We start from the raw sequence: 14751 nt of genomic DNA, 5'->3' as shown, positions 1-14751 counted from the left end.
GTCCGTCAGGCAGGCGAATGAAGTGAAGGAACCGCGCAGCGGCGCGAGGACCGCCAGCCCCTGAGCGGCACCAGACTTCGTTGTCACCTGTCGCTTAACTGACTGGCATTACTGCGTAAAGGGAATAACCAGTTCGCCAGGTTTCACTTCCAGTCCTTTGGCAAATTTCTTCGCCAGCGACTCGCCTTTGCTGCGGTCGGCGCTGAGCACGTAAGCCGGCTTTTGATCAAAGTAGTTTTTCAGCGACTGATTCAGATAAGGCGTCAGCGTTTTCATAATGGAGGCCATTTTTTCCGGAGCAACCTGCGCATCAACAATTTCCAGATCGCGCAGATAGATTGCACCCTGCTGCTGGTCATAGACCGGCTGAGCACGCATCTTCAGTTGCATATCGGCCTGCTGCGGACCAAACAGTGACGTCACATTGATTTTAGCATTGCCAGAGAGCGTCACTTTGCCTGGCTCTTCACGGCCAATCTGACTGGTCAGATTGTTCAGGACGATGTGCGCATTAACCAGCCCGGAAACGCCAATATCTTTCTCATAGTTGTTGTGCTTCTGCAGCGCCTGGTTTACTTCCTGTTCGCTGATGGTGTATTGCGTCAGTTGATTACAGCCGCTCACCAGCAGCGCGATCAACAGGGCAGTCAGCCCGAAAAAAGCCTTTTTCATCGATCTTTATCCTGAATATCAGAGCCAATAAACAGGCCATAGCCTGCCTGAATGCGTAGCGGGTGTCATCAGGAAAGAGATGAGAAACGCCGCAGCGTCTCTCATCGGGAGGGGTTAGTGAGCTATCGAGGAGAGCAGATTCACCTGGGTCTGTTTAGCCATGTTATCGCGGTAGTCAGCGACCCGGCTCGGCCAGTCGATTCCGGCCACCAGCGTCAGAGAGCGCAGCAGCGGGAAGAGATTAAAATCATCTTCGGACAGCTCGCCATTCACCGCATTGGGCTGGACGATTAATTTGTCCAGCTTGCGCAGATCGTCGCTGACGTTCTTAATCAGGCCGGCAGAATGACTTTTCAGCGTGTCGAAATCACCGATGCTCGCCTGCTTTTTGTTGCGGAAATAGTCACGCGCCTCCGGCGTCGCGAATTCGGCAAACGCCGCCTCTGCAATACGCGGCAGCAGCAGTTTATTGACATAGCTGTTCATGTGACGCAGCCAGTCGCCGATCGCCGGATTCAGCGCGCCGATGATCAGCGGCTCGCCATCCTGCTGATCGACATAGTGTACGATCTCCATACTTTCAGGCATCGCGCTGCCATCCTGCTTCTGCAGAATGGGCGCCATTTTCTGTCCGATCAGTCGTTTCGGCGTCTCTTCATCGTCGTTGAGCATTACCACCAGCTCAACCGGTTTGTTTTTCAGGCCAAAAATCATTCGCGCTTTAACGCAGAAAGGGCAGTGGTCGTAGATATAGAGCTTCATCCTGATCTCCCGGGTTTTACAGGTTTAGTGTTTAACAGAGTGAATCAATTCATCCTGCTTTCGGGCTCGTAAAAAGTATGGAAGAGATTACTCTACAGGGCAAACCTGCCTGTCAGGCGCGCTGCAGGATCCGCTGGTGATGCCGCCTGCAGCAGGGGTTATCCGCGGTGCGACCCGAGCAAAATCAGCCTCTTTATCGCTAAACCGCTGTAACGTTTTACCGGAGCCCAGGCGGCGGTTATAGTGAAAGCCGGGTAATGACGGCTCATCTCTATCAGCCATTGATTTCAGGAGTCAGGATGTTTGGCTATCGTTCTGCCGCGCCCAGGGTGCGATTAACCACCGATCGGCTGGTGGTCCGTCTGGTTCACGAGCGTGATGCCTGGCGAATGGCAGATTACTACGCGGAAAACCGCCTGTTTTTAAAACCGTGGGAGCCGGTGCGTGATGACAGCCACTGCTACCCTTCGGGCTGGCAGGCGCGGCTTGGGCTGATTTCCGACATGCATAAGCAGGGTTCGGCCTTCTATTTCATTTTAATGGACAGCGATGAAACCGAAGTGAGGGGAGTGGCGAACTTCAGCAATGTGTTGCGCGGATCCTTTCATGCCTGTTACCTCGGCTATTCACTGGGTGAAAAGTGGCAGGGGCAGGGGTTCATGTTTGAAGCGTTGCAGGTGGCAATCCGCTATATGCAGCGCCAGCAGCATATTCACCGCATCATGGCTAACTACATGCCGCACAACCAGCGCAGCGGCGATCTGCTGGCGCGACTCGGTTTTGAGAAAGAGGGTTACGCGAAAGATTATCTGCTGATCGACGGACGCTGGCAGGATCACGTGCTGACAGCCTTAACCCTGCGGGAATGGACGCCTGACCGGCGTGGACAATAATGAGGATGCGAGCATGAAGATGACTTTATCGGCGCAGGCGATGCGCGTGCTGGGCTGCCTGCTGGAGAAGCAGGTCACCACGCCGGAACAGTATCCGCTGTCGCTGAATGGCGTGGTGGTGGCCTGTAACCAGAAATCGAACCGCGAGCCGGTGATGGAGCTGAGCGAAAGTGAGGTACAGGATCAGCTCGATCAGCTGGAAAAACGGCATCTGATCACCGCCAGCAGCGCCGCCGGGCAGCGGGTCCTGAAATATGAGCAGCGTTTCTGCAACTCCGCGTTTGGCACGCTAAAGCTTAACAGCGCAGAAGTTGCTCTGCTGACGATGCTGTTACTGCGCGGGCCCCAGACGCCAGGCGAACTGCGTACCCGCAGCGGCCGTCTGCACGAGTTCAGTGATGTCAGCGAAGTTGAGCAAACTCTGGAAGGATTGATGCAGCGCGACGACAGTGCTCAGGTGATCCGTCTGCCGCGTGAACCTGGCAGGCGCGAAAGTCGCTTTATGCATCTGCTGGGCGATGAGCCTGACCAGACGCAGACCGCAAACGCGTCGGAAGAGCAGGGCGATCTGGCGGCGCGCGTCGCAACGCTGGAACAGCAGTTTGCAGCGCTTCAGGCACAACTCACCCAACTGCTGCAACCGGAGAGCTGAGATGACCTTACGTATTGGCATGGTGGGATTAGGCGGTATCGCGCAGAAAGCCTGGCTGCCGGTGCTGTCGGCGGCGACGGACTGGACCCTGGCAGGGGCGTTTTCCCCGAACCAGGCCAAAGCCCGGCCGGTCTGTGACAGCTATCGCATGCCATATTTTGGTTCGCTGAATGAATTAGCCGCTGCCTGCGACGCGGTCTTTGTCCACAGCAGCACCGCCACGCACTATGAAGTGGTCAGGGCGCTGCTGCTGGCAGGAAAGGATGTCTGCGTCGATAAGCCGCTGGCTGAAACCCTGGAGCAGGCTGAGGCGCTGGTGGCGCTGGCGGAAAAACGGCAGCGTAAACTGATGGTGGCGTTTAACCGGCGGTTCGCCCCGCGCTATCAGCAGCTGCGGGCGGAGATGGCGGACGCCGCTTCTCTGCGGATTGAAAAGCACCGTAGCGACAGCGTCGGGCCACAGGATTTCCGCTTTACCCTGCTCGATGACTATCTGCATGTGGTGGATACCGCCCTCTGGCTGGGTGGGAAACCTTTTCGCCAGGTTCAGGGACGCATCGACACCAACGAACAGGGGCAGATGCTCTATGCCGAGCACCATTTCGCTGTTGAGGGCTTGTCGATTACCACCAGTATGCACCGGCGCGCAGGCAGTCAGCGCGAGCGGGTCAGCGCAGTATGTGACGGTAAGTGCATCGACATCAGTGAAATGCGCGACTGGCAGGAAGAACGGCGTGACGGGATGCTGATTACGCCACCGCCCGCCTGGCAGAGTCATCTGACCCAGCGCGGTTTCAGCGGTGCGGCTCGCCATTTCATCGACTGCGTACAAAATCAGACGAAGCCTGAAACCAGCGGTGAGCAGGCGCTGATGGCGCAGCGTGTGGTGGAAAAATTGTGGCGTGAGGCGACGCAGGAATAACGCCTTGTAACACTCCGTGCTGGTCATTTCCCTCCGTGGCAGTAGACTGTCGCCGGGCATCTTCTGGGTGCCCGCGCTAATTCTCCTTTTTTGCCGATTCTTTTCAGGATGCGCCGTCAATTATGAATTTGTTGAAATCGCTGGCAGCGGTCAGTTCTATGACCCTGTTTTCCCGCGTACTGGGCTTTGCCCGTGATGCCATCGTGGCGCGGGTGTTTGGCGCCGGAATGGCGACCGATGCGTTCTTTGTTGCGTTTAAACTTCCCAATCTGCTGCGGCGTATTTTTGCTGAAGGCGCCTTTTCTCAGGCCTTCGTGCCCATTCTGGCTGAATATAAAAGCAAGCAGGGCGAAGAGGCGACGAAACTGTTCCTGGCTTACGTCTCGGGCCTGCTGACGCTGGCGCTGGCGCTGGTCACGGTGGCGGGCATGATTGCTGCGCCCTGGGTCATCATGGTGACGGCACCCGGCTTTGCCGACAGTCCCGATAAGTTTGCGCTCACCAGCTCGCTGCTGCGGGTGACCTTTCCCTACATTATGCTGATTTCGCTGGCGTCACTGGCGGGTGCGGTGCTGAACACCTGGAACCGCTTCTCGGTACCGGCCTTTGCACCGACCCTGCTGAACGTCAGCATGATTGGTTTTGCGCTGTTTGCCGCGCCGCACTTCCACCCACCGGTGATGGCGCTGGCCTGGGCCGTCGTGGCTGGCGGCGTGCTGCAGCTCGGCTATCAGCTGCCACACCTGAAGAAGCTCGGGATGCTGGTGCTGCCACGCCTGAATCTGCGTGATGCGGGCGTCTGGCGGGTCATGCGTCAGATGGGACCTGCCATTCTGGGCGTTTCTGTCAGTCAGATCTCACTGATCATCAATACCATCTTCGCCTCGTTTCTGGTCTCAGGTTCGGTCTCCTGGATGTACTACGCGGACCGCCTGATGGAGTTCCCCTCGGGGGTGCTGGGCGTGGCGCTGGGCACCATTCTGCTGCCGTCGCTGGCCAAAAGTTTTGCCAGCGGCAACCATGATGAATATTCCCGGCTGATGGACTGGGGTCTGCGCCTCTGTTTCCTGCTGGCGCTTCCCAGCGCGGTGGCGCTGGGCATGCTCTCCGGCCCGCTGACCGTGGCGCTGTTCCAGTACGGCAAATTCACTGCCTTTGATGCTCTGATGACGCAGCGCGCCCTGATCGCCTACTCCGTCGGACTGATGGGGCTGATCGTGGTCAAGGTGCTGGCTCCGGGCTTCTATTCCCGTCAGGACATCAAAACGCCGGTTAAAATCGCGATTATCACGCTGATCATGACGCAGGTAATGAACCTGGCGTTTATTGGTCCGCTTAAACACGCCGGTCTGTCACTGTCGATTGGGCTGGCAGCCTGTCTGAATGCGTCGCTGCTCTACTGGCAGCTGCGTAAGAAGAATATCTTTATGCCGCAGCCGGGCTGGAGCAGCTTCCTGCTCCGCCTGCTGATAGCCGTAGTGGTGATGGCAGGCGCGCTGTTTGCCATGCTGCAGTGGATGCCAGCCTGGGAGCAGGGATCGATGCTGTGGCGGCTGCTGCGCCTGGCCGCGGTCTGTGGTGTGGGCGGCGGAGCCTACTTCCTGGCGCTGGGGCTGCTGGGCTTCCGGCTGCGTGACTATGCGCGTCGCACCGCTGTGTAAAGCTTGCCGCAATAAATAAATTCAACGCGCAGGGAACAGGGGCAGAGGAGGAAAGCGTCCCGCGCCATGGACAAAAACGCCGGGAGCGTTTTTGAACAACGCAACGCGTTGGCCCGGCAACGGGCGCACCTCAGGGATGAGGTGCGTAATCGCGCGGGCCGAGCGGCCAGGGATTGGCTTTAGCGTCTTTCCGATCTGCCCCTGTTCCCTGTGCAGGCTCAATTTTAAAGCTCATCATGGTGAAGGAAAAAACGCACCAATAAAAAATCCCGCACCAGGCGGGATTTTTTTTCGCTACTTTCCGGTTCAGGCTTTGCGACTTAACGTCGCCTGGCCTTTACCCATCCCATCCGGGCCGTAAAAGGCCTGGGTCTGATGCGGCTTCAGCACGTCAAGCGCATCCTGGGTGTAGCGGATCTGGTGTTGCAGCAGCAGGCCGTTATGAACATTGGCATCCTGCAGACGACGGCTATGCTGCTGGATAGTGTCCCAGCGGCGCGCCATGTCGTTCTGACCACGATAAGGTGCCGATGTCGCCTGACTCTGCTCAGCGGTGCGGCGCATCTCATCCAGATAGTTCAGCGTACTGAGCAGCGCGCTTTTATCTTCGGTAATACGCTGCAACAGATTGCTGTTAATGTTTCCGGCTGCCAGCTGCTGCTGCTCTTCTTCCAGCACGGCTGAGAGCGATGCCAGCACGTCCTGCATCTTATCTAAGGTGGTCTGCAAATTACTCATGGGAACTAATTACCCTCTAAATACGCCTTGGTGTCGGCAATCAGCGCATCGGCGATTTTGCCGGTATCCATCTTCAGTTCGCCATTACGAATGGCGGTTTTCAGTTGTTCAACGCGCTCGACGTTAATATCTTTGCTGCTCGGCTGCATCAGCTGCGACTGCGCGCTGCTCAGGCTGACCTGGGCTGCTGCAGGGGTCGTGGCTGCTGCCACCGGGCTGGCGCTCTGGCGCACTTTGCTGCTGCCGGACTCACTGCTATCGCGGCTCTGTACGGTGCTGGCGGGTTTCAGAGGTTGCGTTCTGTCAATGCTCATGTTCGGGCTCCTGTACGGTCAGGGGAAGTCTGCCACCTGAATCAGAATAGCGTTATCGCTTCGTTGATTCTTCTATCGGCAGCACTACTGGCTTCTTTAACACTTTACAGCGTTATAAGAATATTCCCATCCTCGCGTACCTTACCGCTGACAATCTGACCATTTCCCATCCTGACCCGGACCGACTGCGATCGGGCGGCGTTATTCAGCGCCTTGCCCTCACCGCTGGCGTCAAAGCCGTCACCGCTGGCAATCACCATCACATTCTGACCCGCTTTGACACGCCACGGCTGACGCAGCGTGGAGGGATTAATCGGCTGTCCTGGCTGGATATCGCGCAGCACCACAGCGTCTGCGACCGAGTCCGCATTCAGCAGGGCGCGGGCAGGCAGAGTATCAAGGCGGCCGGTCTGCAGAGTGAAATCACTCTCGCTCACGCTACTGCCCTGGCTCAGCAGCCGGTTCGCCACCAGATAGGAACCGGTGACCTGCACCTGTACCTGAATATAACGGCGGTTCTCACCACAGTTTGCCGCCACGCTCATATTGCCCCACAACCGGCTGTTGCCGGGCAGGGTGAACTGTGGTGCCTCACAGGCTGGCCACTGTTCCTGCGGTGTGCGTACCACCACGACCATGCCATCAGCATGCTGGGCGTCACGCGCTTTAAAAAATTGATTCAGTTGTGCATTGAGATCTCCGGCGGAAACCGGCAGGGCGATCGCGACCAGCAGGCTGGTCAGCAGGGTCAGATATCGACGCATTGTGCATTTCCTCACTGATGATGGCGACGAGTGTACCCCTTAAGAAAAATCCTTAATTGTCAAAATAGCGGTCATTTGAGGCCTTATTCAGACGATGACCCCTTGCATTTTCAAATTAAGCTGCGAGCTCGAAATTCTCATACGCGGAGGAAACATGCTCGACAAACTGGATGCGGCGCTGAAATTTGGTACGGAGGCCCTCAACCTGCGTGCTCAACGTCAGGAGATCCTGGCGTCAAATATTGCCAACGCCGATACCCCTGGTTATCAGGCCCGGGATATCGACTTTGCCAGCGAGCTGAGTCGGGTGATGTCCAATGGTCGTGCGGAAGGCAGCAGCATGGCGTTAAAAGTCACGTCAGCTCGCCACATTGAAGCACAGACAAACGGCGTGCCATCGATGGATATGCTTTATCGCATTCCTGACCAGCCTTCTGCCGACGGCAACACCGTAGATATGGACCGTGAGCGTACGCAGTTCGCGGATAACAGCCTGAAATATCAAACCGACCTCACCCTCATCAGCAGCCAGATCAAAGGCATGATGAGCGTGTTACAAGGACAATAATTATGGCCTTGCTGAATATTTTTGACATTGCCGGTTCAGCGATGACCGCGCAATCACAGCGATTAAACGTCAGTGCCAGTAACCTGGCGAACGCCGACAGCGTCACCGGCCCCGATGGCAAGCCTTACGTGGCAAAGCAGGTGGTTTTCCAGACCGATGCGGCACCAGGCTCAGCCACCGGCGGCGTGAAAGTGGCAAGAGTCGTGGATGACCCTACACCGGCCAAGCTGGTCTATGACCCGGGTAATCCGATGGCAGATGCCAAAGGCTACGTGAAGATGCCGAACGTGGATGTGGTCTCTGAAAGCGTCAACACCATGTCGGCGTCACGCAGCTACCAGGCCAACGTCGAAGTGCTCAACACCGTGAAGTCGATGATGATGAAAACCCTGACGATCGGGCAATAACGGAGAAAAATTATGGCTATCGCGGTAGGCGTTAACGAAAGACTGGACCCCACGGTCCTTAGCTCTTCTAACACCAGTGGCACCGGCAACAATGCGCAGGATCTGCAGAATCAGTTCCTGACCATGCTGGTGACGCAGTTAAAGAACCAGGATCCCACCAATCCAATGGATAACAGTCAGCTCACCACGCAGCTGGCACAGATCAATACCCTGAGCGGCATTGAAAAACTGAATACCACGCTGGGATCGATCTCCGGCCAGATCAGCACCAGCCAGTCGCTGCAGAGCTCCACGCTGATTGGGCATGGCGTAATGGTCAATGGCGGACAGGTTCTGGTAGGCAACGGCACCACAACGCCATTTGGCGTTGAGCTGGCCTCCGCTTCAACCGGCACATCGGCCACCATTAAAGATGCCAGTGGCACGGTGATCGACACCGTCGATCTGGGCGCGCTGAGCGCTGGCGTGCACACCTTCTCGTGGGACGGCAAGCTGACAGATGGCTCTGTCGCCCCGGATGGTAAATACAGCGTTGCGATTGCCGCAAGCAATGGCAACACACAACTGGTGGCACAACCGCTTAACTACGCCTACGTCAATGGGGTGAGTACTGCGAACAACACCACAAAACTGGATCTCGGCACCATGGGCTCCGCCACCCTTGACGACGTACGTCAGATTCTCTGATTAACCTGTAGACAGGAAACAAACACATGTCATTTTCCCAAGCGGTCAGCGGCCTTGGTGCTGCTTCAAGTAACCTTGATGTCATCGGTAACAACATTGCCAACTCCGCCACTGCGGGCTTTAAATCGAGCACCATCGCGTTTGCCGATATGTTTGCCGGTTCTAACGTCGGCCTCGGTACCAAAGTTGCTGCGGTAATCCAGAACTTTAACGACGGCGCGACCACCACCACCAGCCGTGGCCTGGACGTTGCACTGAGCGGTAACGGTTTCTTCCGTATGACCGACAGCAGCGGCGGCGTCTTCTATTCACGCAATGGTCAGTTAACGCTGGATGCCAACCGTAACCTGGTCAACACCCAGGGTCTGAACGTGACCGGCTATCCGGCCAGCGGTTCACCGGCCACTATCCAGGCAGGTGCTAACCCGGTGGCGCTGCGTATTCCTACCGAGCAGATGTCAGCCCGTGCGACCACTACCGCCGGTCTGGTTGCCAACCTGAACTCAACGGACAAAACGCCATCTGTGGCCACCTTCTCGACGGCGAACGCAGACAGCTACAACAAGAAAACCACGGCAACCGTGTTCGACTCGCAGGGTAATGACCACGCGCTCGACATGTATTTCGTGAAAGACACCACCAGCAACAGCTGGACCGTGCGTACCATTGATGGCAACACCGGCAGTTCAGCGGGTGACTTCAGAATGGCGTTTGACACCAGCGGTAAGCTGACCAGCGTCTCTAAGCTGGATGCCACCGGCGCTGTCGTCAGCACGACGACCGATGGCACCGTCGGCCTGACGCTGAACGTGGGCGGAGCGAATGGCGCAGTCGCCAATCAGCCGATCAACCTGAGCATGCTGGGCAGCCTGCAGCAGAACACCGGCAGCACCACTTTTGGCAGCCCGACCCAGGATGGTTATGCGCCTGGCGATCTGACCAGCTACGCGATCAATGATGACGGCACCATCACCGGCAGCTACTCAAACCAGAAAACCCAGCTGCTGGGTCAGATTGTCCTGGCGAGCTTCTCTAACCCGGAAGGTCTGCAGTCTCAGGGAGACAACGTCTGGTCTGCCTCAAGTGCATCTGGTCAGGCGGCAGTCGGTCTGGCGAATACCGGCACCTTTGGTTCACTGACAGCTGGCGCACTGGAATCTTCCAACGTCGACATGAGTAAAGAGCTGGTGAACATGATCGTCGCGCAGCGTAACTATCAGGCGAATGCGCAGACCATCAAAACTCAGGACCAGATTCTCAACACGCTGGTTAACTTACGTTAATTCGCTAACAGGATTGCCATATGGATCACGCGATATATACCGCGATGGGCGCGGCCAGCCAGACGCTGGATCAGCAGGCGGTTACCGCCAGCAACCTCGCCAACGCCTCTACACCGGGTTTTCGTGCACAGCTGAATGCGCTGCGCGCCGTGCCGGTGAGTGGCTGGTCGCTGCCAACCCGTACGCTGGTCGCCGCCTCGACACCGGGCGCCGACATGAGTCAGGGCGCGATGGATTACACCGAGCGTCCGCTCGATGTGGCGGTGCAGCAGGATGGCTGGCTGGCGGTGCGTACCGCTGACGGCAGCGAAGCCTATACCCGCAACGGCAATATGCAAATCAGTCCGACCGGTACGCTGACGGTTCAGGGCAATCCTGTGATGGGCGATGGCGGTCCGATTGTGATCCCGCAGGGCACTGAAATCACCATTGCAGCCGACGGCTCGATCACCGGGCTGAATGCCGGTGATTCACCGAACGCCACGGTTCAGCTGGGCAAGCTGAAGCTGGTCAGGGCAACCGGGCAGGAGCTGCAGCGCAGTGATGACGGCATGTTCCGGCCTACTGCGTCGACGCAGGCGACCCGCGGTGCCGCGCTGCAGGCTGATGCCACCATGCAGGTGATGCCTGGCGTGCTGGAAGGCAGCAACGTTAAACCGGTAGAAACCATGGTCGATATGATCGCCAACGCCCGACGTTTTGAGATGCAGATGAAAGTCATCACCAACGTCGACGAAAATGAACAAAAAGCCAACCAGCTCCTGAGCATGGGCTAAGGCACGAGGATAACAACATGATTCGTTCTTTATGGATCGCTAAGACCGGTCTTGATGCGCAGCAGATGAACATGGACGTCATTGCCAACAACCTGGCAAACGTCAGCACCAACGGCTTTAAGCGTTCACGTGCCGTGTTCGAAGATCTGATGTACCAGACCATGCGCCAGCCGGGCACCCAGTCATCAGAACAGACAACGCTGCCATCGGGTTTGCAGATCGGTACCGGTGTACGTCCGGTGACCACTGAACGTCTGCATACGCAGGGCAACCTGTCGCAGACCAGCAACTCAAAAGATATCGCCATTAACGGCCAGGGTTATTTTCAGATTCAGATGCCGGATGGCACCTCTGCTTATACCCGTGACGGCGCGTTTCAGGTTGATCAGAACGGCCAGCTGGTGACCAACTCCGGTTTCCCGGTACAGCCAGGCATTACCATTCCGGCTAACGCCACCAGCATCACGGTGTCGCGTGACGGTGTGGTCAGCGTAACGCAGCAGGGACAGGCCCAGGCCGCGCAGGTCGGTCAGTTAACCCTGAGCACCTTTATGAATGACGCCGGTCTCGATAGCGTGGGTGAAAACCTCTACAAGGAAACGCAGGCATCGGGCGCTCCGACGGACAGCACGCCAGGCCAGAACGGCGCGGGCCTGCTCTATCAGGGCTATACCGAAACCTCGAACGTTAACGTAGCGGAAGAGCTGGTCACCATGATCCAGACGCAGCGCGCCTACGAAATCAACAGCAAGGCGATCAGTACCTCTGATCAGATGCTGGCGAAATTAACTCAGCTTTAATCCCGAACAGGGCCAGCCCGTGCTGGCCTGAATGACAGACATTAATAAGGTCGTGACGCCGTGGCGAAGCAACAGATTTTCAAGCCTGGACATTGGTTAGTCGCCTCGTTGCTGCTAACTCTCAACGGATGTGCCCTGGTCCCGCGTACCCCGCTGGTCGAAGGTGCAACTACAGCGCAACCAATGCCGTCCGCGCCACCGGTGGTCAACGGCTCTATATTCCAGGGCGTCGCGCCGCTTAACTACGGCTATCAGCCGCTGTTTGAGGATCGCCGTCCACGCAACATTGGCGATACCCTGACCATTACGCTGCAGGAAAACGTCAGCGCCAGCAAAAGCTCCTCAGCCAATGCCAGCCGCGATGGCAGCAACAGCTTTGGTGTGAGCGCGGTGCCGACCGGTCTGGCAGGCCTGGTGGGTGCAGGTGGTGAAAAAGCCAACCTCAGCGCCGAAGGCAAAAACGATTTCGCAGGTAAAGGTGGCGCATCCGCCAATAACACCTTTACCGGCACCATTACCGTCACCGTGGATCAGGTGTTGTCAAACGGCAACCTGCACGTGGTCGGTGAAAAACAGATCGCCATTAATCAGGGCACGGAGTTCATTCGCTTCTCGGGCGTGGTCAACCCACGCACCATCAGCGCCAGTAACGCCGTGTTATCTACCGCTGTCGCCGATGCACGTATTGAGTACGTCGGAAATGGTTACATCAATGAGGCGCAGACCATGGGTTGGTTCCAGCGTTTCTTCCTGAACATCTCGCCGATGTAAGAGGTTTCAATGAAAAAGTTAACGCTGTTACGCGCCGGGCTGGCGCTGCTGCTGGGCTTCAGCCTGCTGGCAAAAGCCGATTTGATTCGTGATTTAACCACGGTACAGGGCGTTCGTGATAACCAGCTGCTGGGCTACGGCCTGGTCGTGGGGCTGGATGGCACCGGTGACCAGACTACCCAGACGCCATTTACTACCCAGACAGTGAGCAACATGCTGTCACAGCTTGGTATTACCGTTCCCACCGGAACCAACATGCAGCTGAAGAACGTGGCGGCCGTCATGGTCACCGCTAAACTGCCCTCGTTTGCCCGTCAGGGACAGAACCTGGATGTGGTGGTCTCGTCGCTGGGTAACGCCAAAAGTCTGCGCGGCGGCACGCTGTTAATGACGCCGATGAAAGGGGTCGATAACCAGGTTTATGCGCTGGCGCAGGGTAATATCCTGGTCGGTGGCGCGGGTGCGTCAGCGGGCGGCAGCAGTGTTCAGGTTAACCAGCTGAACGGTGGCCGTATCACCGGCGGTGCAACCGTTGAGCGTGAACTGCAGAGCAACTTTGGTACGCAGAACACCATTAACCTGCAGCTTAACAGCGAAGATTTCTCGATGGCGCAGCGAATTGCTGATGCCATTAACGCCCGTGGCGGCTACGGCGCAGCGCAGCCGCTGGATGCCCGTACCGTGCAGATCCGCGTATCGCCTAATAATGGTGCGCAGGTGCGTCTGCTGGCTGAGATCCAGAACATTAATGTGTCGATCCCGGTTGAAGATGCCAAAGTCATCATCAACTCCCGTACCGGTTCGGTGGTAATGAACCGTGAAGTGACGCTGAATCAGTGTGCAGTGGCGCAGGGCAACCTGTCGGTGACGGTTAACCAGCAGCAGAACGTCAGTCAGCCTGATACTCCACTGGCCGGTGGTCAGACGGTGGCGACGACGCAGACTCAGATCGATCTGCGCCAGACCGGCGGTGCGCTGCAACGCGTCAACGCCAGCGCTAACCTGAACAACGTGGTGCGTGCGCTGAATGCGCTGGGTGCGTCACCTATCGAACTGATGTCAATTCTGCAGTCGATGCAGAGTGCCGGCTGTCTGCGTGCCAAACTGGAAATTATCTGATGGCTGATATGCAATCTCTGACGAGTTCGGCTTTCGACAGCCGTTCCCTGAATGAACTGAAACGCCAGGCCAGCAATGATCCGAAAGGACAAGCGTTGCAGGTGGCGCGTCAGGTCGAAGGGATGTTTGTACAGATGATGCTGAAGAGTATGCGCGAGGCGTTGCCGCAGGACGGCATTATGGGCAACGAGCAGACCAAACTCTTTACCTCTATGTATGACCAGCAGATTGCACAGGAGATGGGGAAGCGCGGCCTCGGCCTGGCGGAAACCATCGTCAAACAGATGCAGCCCGCCACCGCGCCGGATGAAAAAGCCGGTACGGTGCCGATGAAGCTGGATAACAGCTTTATTCTCAGCACCAGCGGGGCAACACCACTGCCCGCGCAGCAGCTGGAGCAGATTGTGCGTAAGGCAATGCCGCGTCTGCCGCCGGTCGCTTCACCGACGGGTCTGCCCAGTGACAGCCGCGAGTTTATCGCCCAGCTGACGCAACCGGCGCAGGCTGCCAGCCAGCAGAGTGGCATTCCTCATCACCTGATTCTGGCGCAGGCTGCGCTGGAGTCGGGCTGGGGCCAGCGTCAGATCCTGACCCGCGACGGCAAACCGAGCTACAACGTGTTCGGGATTAAAGCCAGCGGCGACTGGAAAGGTGACACCACCGATATCATGACCACCGAATATGAGCAGGGCGAAGCGAAGAAAGTGCGTGCCAGCTTCCGCGTCTATAACTCCTATTTCGAGGCGCTGACCGACTACGTCAAACTCCTGACCAAAAACCCACGCTATGCGGCGGTGACGAACGCCTCAAGCGCAGAGCAGGGTGCGCAGGCCTTACAGGCGGCCGGTTATGCCACCGATCCAAAATATGCGCAAAAGCTGGTGGGAATGATTCAGCAATTCAAAAGTATGGGCGACAAAGTCGTCAAAGCTTACAGTCAGGATATGGGCGACCTGTTCTGA

General features: G+C 57.3%; 18 protein-coding genes. 13 read left to right on the top strand and 5 right to left on the bottom strand.

Annotated elements, in window-relative coordinates:
- Positions 1 to 108 precede the first annotated feature (108 nt).
- Both HFD95_RS03465 and grxB read right to left on the bottom strand, forming a co-directional pair.
- Positions 109 to 672 (bottom strand): lipoprotein, encoded by a 564-nt coding sequence (locus HFD95_RS03465; RefSeq protein ID WP_010246390.1) that lies wholly within the window; start codon positions 670 to 672, stop codon positions 109 to 111.
- A gap of 114 nt (positions 673 to 786) precedes the next feature.
- Complete coding sequence (gene grxB / locus HFD95_RS03460; RefSeq protein WP_010246388.1) at positions 787 to 1434, bottom strand: glutaredoxin 2; 648 nt, start codon at positions 1432 to 1434, stop codon at positions 787 to 789.
- A 299-nt stretch (positions 1435 to 1733) separates the two neighbouring features.
- Here grxB and rimJ point away from each other — a divergent pair, with 299 nt between their 5' ends.
- The 4 genes from rimJ (at position 1734) to murJ (ending at position 5562) form a co-directional block, all read left to right on the top strand.
- Positions 1734 to 2327 (top strand): ribosomal protein S5-alanine N-acetyltransferase, encoded by a 594-nt coding sequence (gene rimJ / locus HFD95_RS03455; RefSeq protein WP_158131842.1) that lies wholly within the window; start codon positions 1734 to 1736, stop codon positions 2325 to 2327.
- A gap of 13 nt (positions 2328 to 2340) precedes the next feature.
- On the top strand, positions 2341 to 2979 hold the full coding sequence (locus HFD95_RS03450; RefSeq protein WP_167429827.1) for a YceH family protein: 639 nt from the start codon (positions 2341 to 2343) through the stop codon (positions 2977 to 2979).
- A gap of 1 nt (position 2980) precedes the next feature.
- Positions 2981 to 3901: a Gfo/Idh/MocA family protein gene (locus tag HFD95_RS03445; RefSeq protein WP_167429826.1), complete on the top strand. Its 921-nt coding sequence runs from the start codon at positions 2981 to 2983 to the stop codon at positions 3899 to 3901.
- 122 nt (positions 3902 to 4023) lie between these two features.
- The gene (murJ, locus tag HFD95_RS03440; RefSeq protein WP_089414332.1) at positions 4024 to 5562 is read left to right on the top strand and encodes a murein biosynthesis integral membrane protein MurJ; all 1539 of its coding nucleotides are present in this window, start codon (positions 4024 to 4026) and stop codon (positions 5560 to 5562) included.
- A gap of 306 nt (positions 5563 to 5868) precedes the next feature.
- Here murJ and flgN read toward each other — a convergent pair whose 3' ends face one another.
- The 3 genes from flgN to flgA form a co-directional block, all read right to left on the bottom strand.
- The gene (gene flgN, locus HFD95_RS03435; protein WP_010246377.1) at positions 5869 to 6300 is read right to left on the bottom strand and encodes a flagellar export chaperone FlgN; all 432 of its coding nucleotides are present in this window, start codon (positions 6298 to 6300) and stop codon (positions 5869 to 5871) included.
- A 5-nt stretch (positions 6301 to 6305) separates the two neighbouring features.
- On the bottom strand, positions 6306 to 6614 hold the full coding sequence (flgM, locus tag HFD95_RS03430; RefSeq protein ID WP_010246375.1) for a flagellar biosynthesis anti-sigma factor FlgM: 309 nt from the start codon (positions 6612 to 6614) through the stop codon (positions 6306 to 6308).
- A 104-nt stretch (positions 6615 to 6718) separates the two neighbouring features.
- Positions 6719 to 7378, bottom strand: a complete 660-nt coding sequence (gene flgA / locus HFD95_RS03425) for a flagellar basal body P-ring formation chaperone FlgA (RefSeq protein WP_010246373.1) — start codon at positions 7376 to 7378, stop codon at positions 6719 to 6721.
- 154 nt (positions 7379 to 7532) lie between these two features.
- Here flgA and flgB point away from each other — a divergent pair, with 154 nt between their 5' ends.
- Genes flgB through flgJ form a run of 9 tightly spaced genes read left to right on the top strand, consistent with a single transcriptional unit; the run spans position 7533 to position 14751 of the window.
- Entirely contained in the window at positions 7533 to 7946 is a 414-nt protein-coding gene (gene flgB, locus HFD95_RS03420; RefSeq protein ID WP_009090882.1) for a flagellar basal body rod protein FlgB, read from the top strand.
- A gap of 2 nt (positions 7947 to 7948) precedes the next feature.
- The gene (flgC, locus tag HFD95_RS03415) at positions 7949 to 8353 is read left to right on the top strand and encodes a flagellar basal body rod protein FlgC (protein WP_013357440.1); all 405 of its coding nucleotides are present in this window, start codon (positions 7949 to 7951) and stop codon (positions 8351 to 8353) included.
- Positions 8354 to 8365: 12 nt separating this feature from the next.
- Positions 8366 to 9040: a flagellar hook assembly protein FlgD gene (gene flgD / locus HFD95_RS03410; protein ID WP_010669841.1), complete on the top strand. Its 675-nt coding sequence runs from the start codon at positions 8366 to 8368 to the stop codon at positions 9038 to 9040.
- A gap of 26 nt (positions 9041 to 9066) precedes the next feature.
- Positions 9067 to 10323, top strand: coding sequence for a flagellar hook protein FlgE (flgE, locus tag HFD95_RS03405; protein WP_033779427.1), 1257 nt, complete (start codon positions 9067 to 9069; stop codon positions 10321 to 10323).
- 20 nt (positions 10324 to 10343) lie between these two features.
- Entirely contained in the window at positions 10344 to 11099 is a 756-nt protein-coding gene (locus HFD95_RS03400; RefSeq protein ID WP_010669843.1) for a flagellar basal body rod protein FlgF, read from the top strand.
- A gap of 17 nt (positions 11100 to 11116) precedes the next feature.
- Complete coding sequence (gene flgG / locus HFD95_RS03395; protein ID WP_003849881.1) at positions 11117 to 11899, top strand: flagellar basal-body rod protein FlgG; 783 nt, start codon at positions 11117 to 11119, stop codon at positions 11897 to 11899.
- Between the two features lie 60 nt (positions 11900 to 11959).
- On the top strand, positions 11960 to 12670 hold the full coding sequence (locus HFD95_RS03390; RefSeq protein WP_167429825.1) for a flagellar basal body L-ring protein FlgH: 711 nt from the start codon (positions 11960 to 11962) through the stop codon (positions 12668 to 12670).
- Positions 12671 to 12679: 9 nt separating this feature from the next.
- Positions 12680 to 13789: a flagellar basal body P-ring protein FlgI gene (locus tag HFD95_RS03385; protein WP_031592460.1), complete on the top strand. Its 1110-nt coding sequence runs from the start codon at positions 12680 to 12682 to the stop codon at positions 13787 to 13789.
- Positions 13789 to 14751 (top strand): flagellar assembly peptidoglycan hydrolase FlgJ, encoded by a 963-nt coding sequence (gene flgJ / locus HFD95_RS03380; RefSeq protein WP_010246357.1) that lies wholly within the window; start codon positions 13789 to 13791, stop codon positions 14749 to 14751. The genes HFD95_RS03385 and flgJ overlap by 1 nt, the downstream gene beginning before the upstream one ends.

Source organism: Pantoea sp. EKM10T (assembly GCF_011800685.1).
Lineage (GTDB): Bacteria > Pseudomonadota > Gammaproteobacteria > Enterobacterales > Enterobacteriaceae > Pantoea > Pantoea agglomerans.
This window is presented reverse-complemented; position numbering and strand designations above follow the sequence as displayed.

Bases quoted from the DNA above. Each gene is read 5' to 3' on its own strand.
- murJ (WP_089414332.1), top strand. From the start codon at position 4,024: ATGAATTTGTTGAAATCGCTGGCAGCGGTCAGTTCTATGACCCTGTTT.
- flgN (WP_010246377.1), bottom strand. From the start codon at position 6,300: ATGAGTAATTTGCAGACCACCTTAGATAAGATGCAGGACGTGCTGGCA.
- flgM (WP_010246375.1), bottom strand. From the start codon at position 6,614: ATGAGCATTGACAGAACGCAACCTCTGAAACCCGCCAGCACCGTACAG.
- HFD95_RS03450 (WP_167429827.1), top strand. From the start codon at position 2,341: ATGAAGATGACTTTATCGGCGCAGGCGATGCGCGTGCTGGGCTGCCTG.
- HFD95_RS03400 (WP_010669843.1), top strand. From the start codon at position 10,344: ATGGATCACGCGATATATACCGCGATGGGCGCGGCCAGCCAGACGCTG.
- flgD (WP_010669841.1), top strand. From the start codon at position 8,366: ATGGCTATCGCGGTAGGCGTTAACGAAAGACTGGACCCCACGGTCCTT.
- HFD95_RS03445 (WP_167429826.1), top strand. From the start codon at position 2,981: ATGACCTTACGTATTGGCATGGTGGGATTAGGCGGTATCGCGCAGAAA.
- flgG (WP_003849881.1), top strand. From the start codon at position 11,117: ATGATTCGTTCTTTATGGATCGCTAAGACCGGTCTTGATGCGCAGCAG.
- HFD95_RS03385 (WP_031592460.1), top strand. From the start codon at position 12,680: ATGAAAAAGTTAACGCTGTTACGCGCCGGGCTGGCGCTGCTGCTGGGC.
- rimJ (WP_158131842.1), top strand. From the start codon at position 1,734: ATGTTTGGCTATCGTTCTGCCGCGCCCAGGGTGCGATTAACCACCGAT.
- flgE (WP_033779427.1), top strand. From the start codon at position 9,067: ATGTCATTTTCCCAAGCGGTCAGCGGCCTTGGTGCTGCTTCAAGTAAC.
- flgB (WP_009090882.1), top strand. From the start codon at position 7,533: ATGCTCGACAAACTGGATGCGGCGCTGAAATTTGGTACGGAGGCCCTC.
- flgA (WP_010246373.1), bottom strand. From the start codon at position 7,378: ATGCGTCGATATCTGACCCTGCTGACCAGCCTGCTGGTCGCGATCGCC.
- grxB (WP_010246388.1), bottom strand. From the start codon at position 1,434: ATGAAGCTCTATATCTACGACCACTGCCCTTTCTGCGTTAAAGCGCGA.
- flgJ (WP_010246357.1), top strand. From the start codon at position 13,789: ATGGCTGATATGCAATCTCTGACGAGTTCGGCTTTCGACAGCCGTTCC.
- HFD95_RS03465 (WP_010246390.1), bottom strand. From the start codon at position 672: ATGAAAAAGGCTTTTTTCGGGCTGACTGCCCTGTTGATCGCGCTGCTG.
- flgC (WP_013357440.1), top strand. From the start codon at position 7,949: ATGGCCTTGCTGAATATTTTTGACATTGCCGGTTCAGCGATGACCGCG.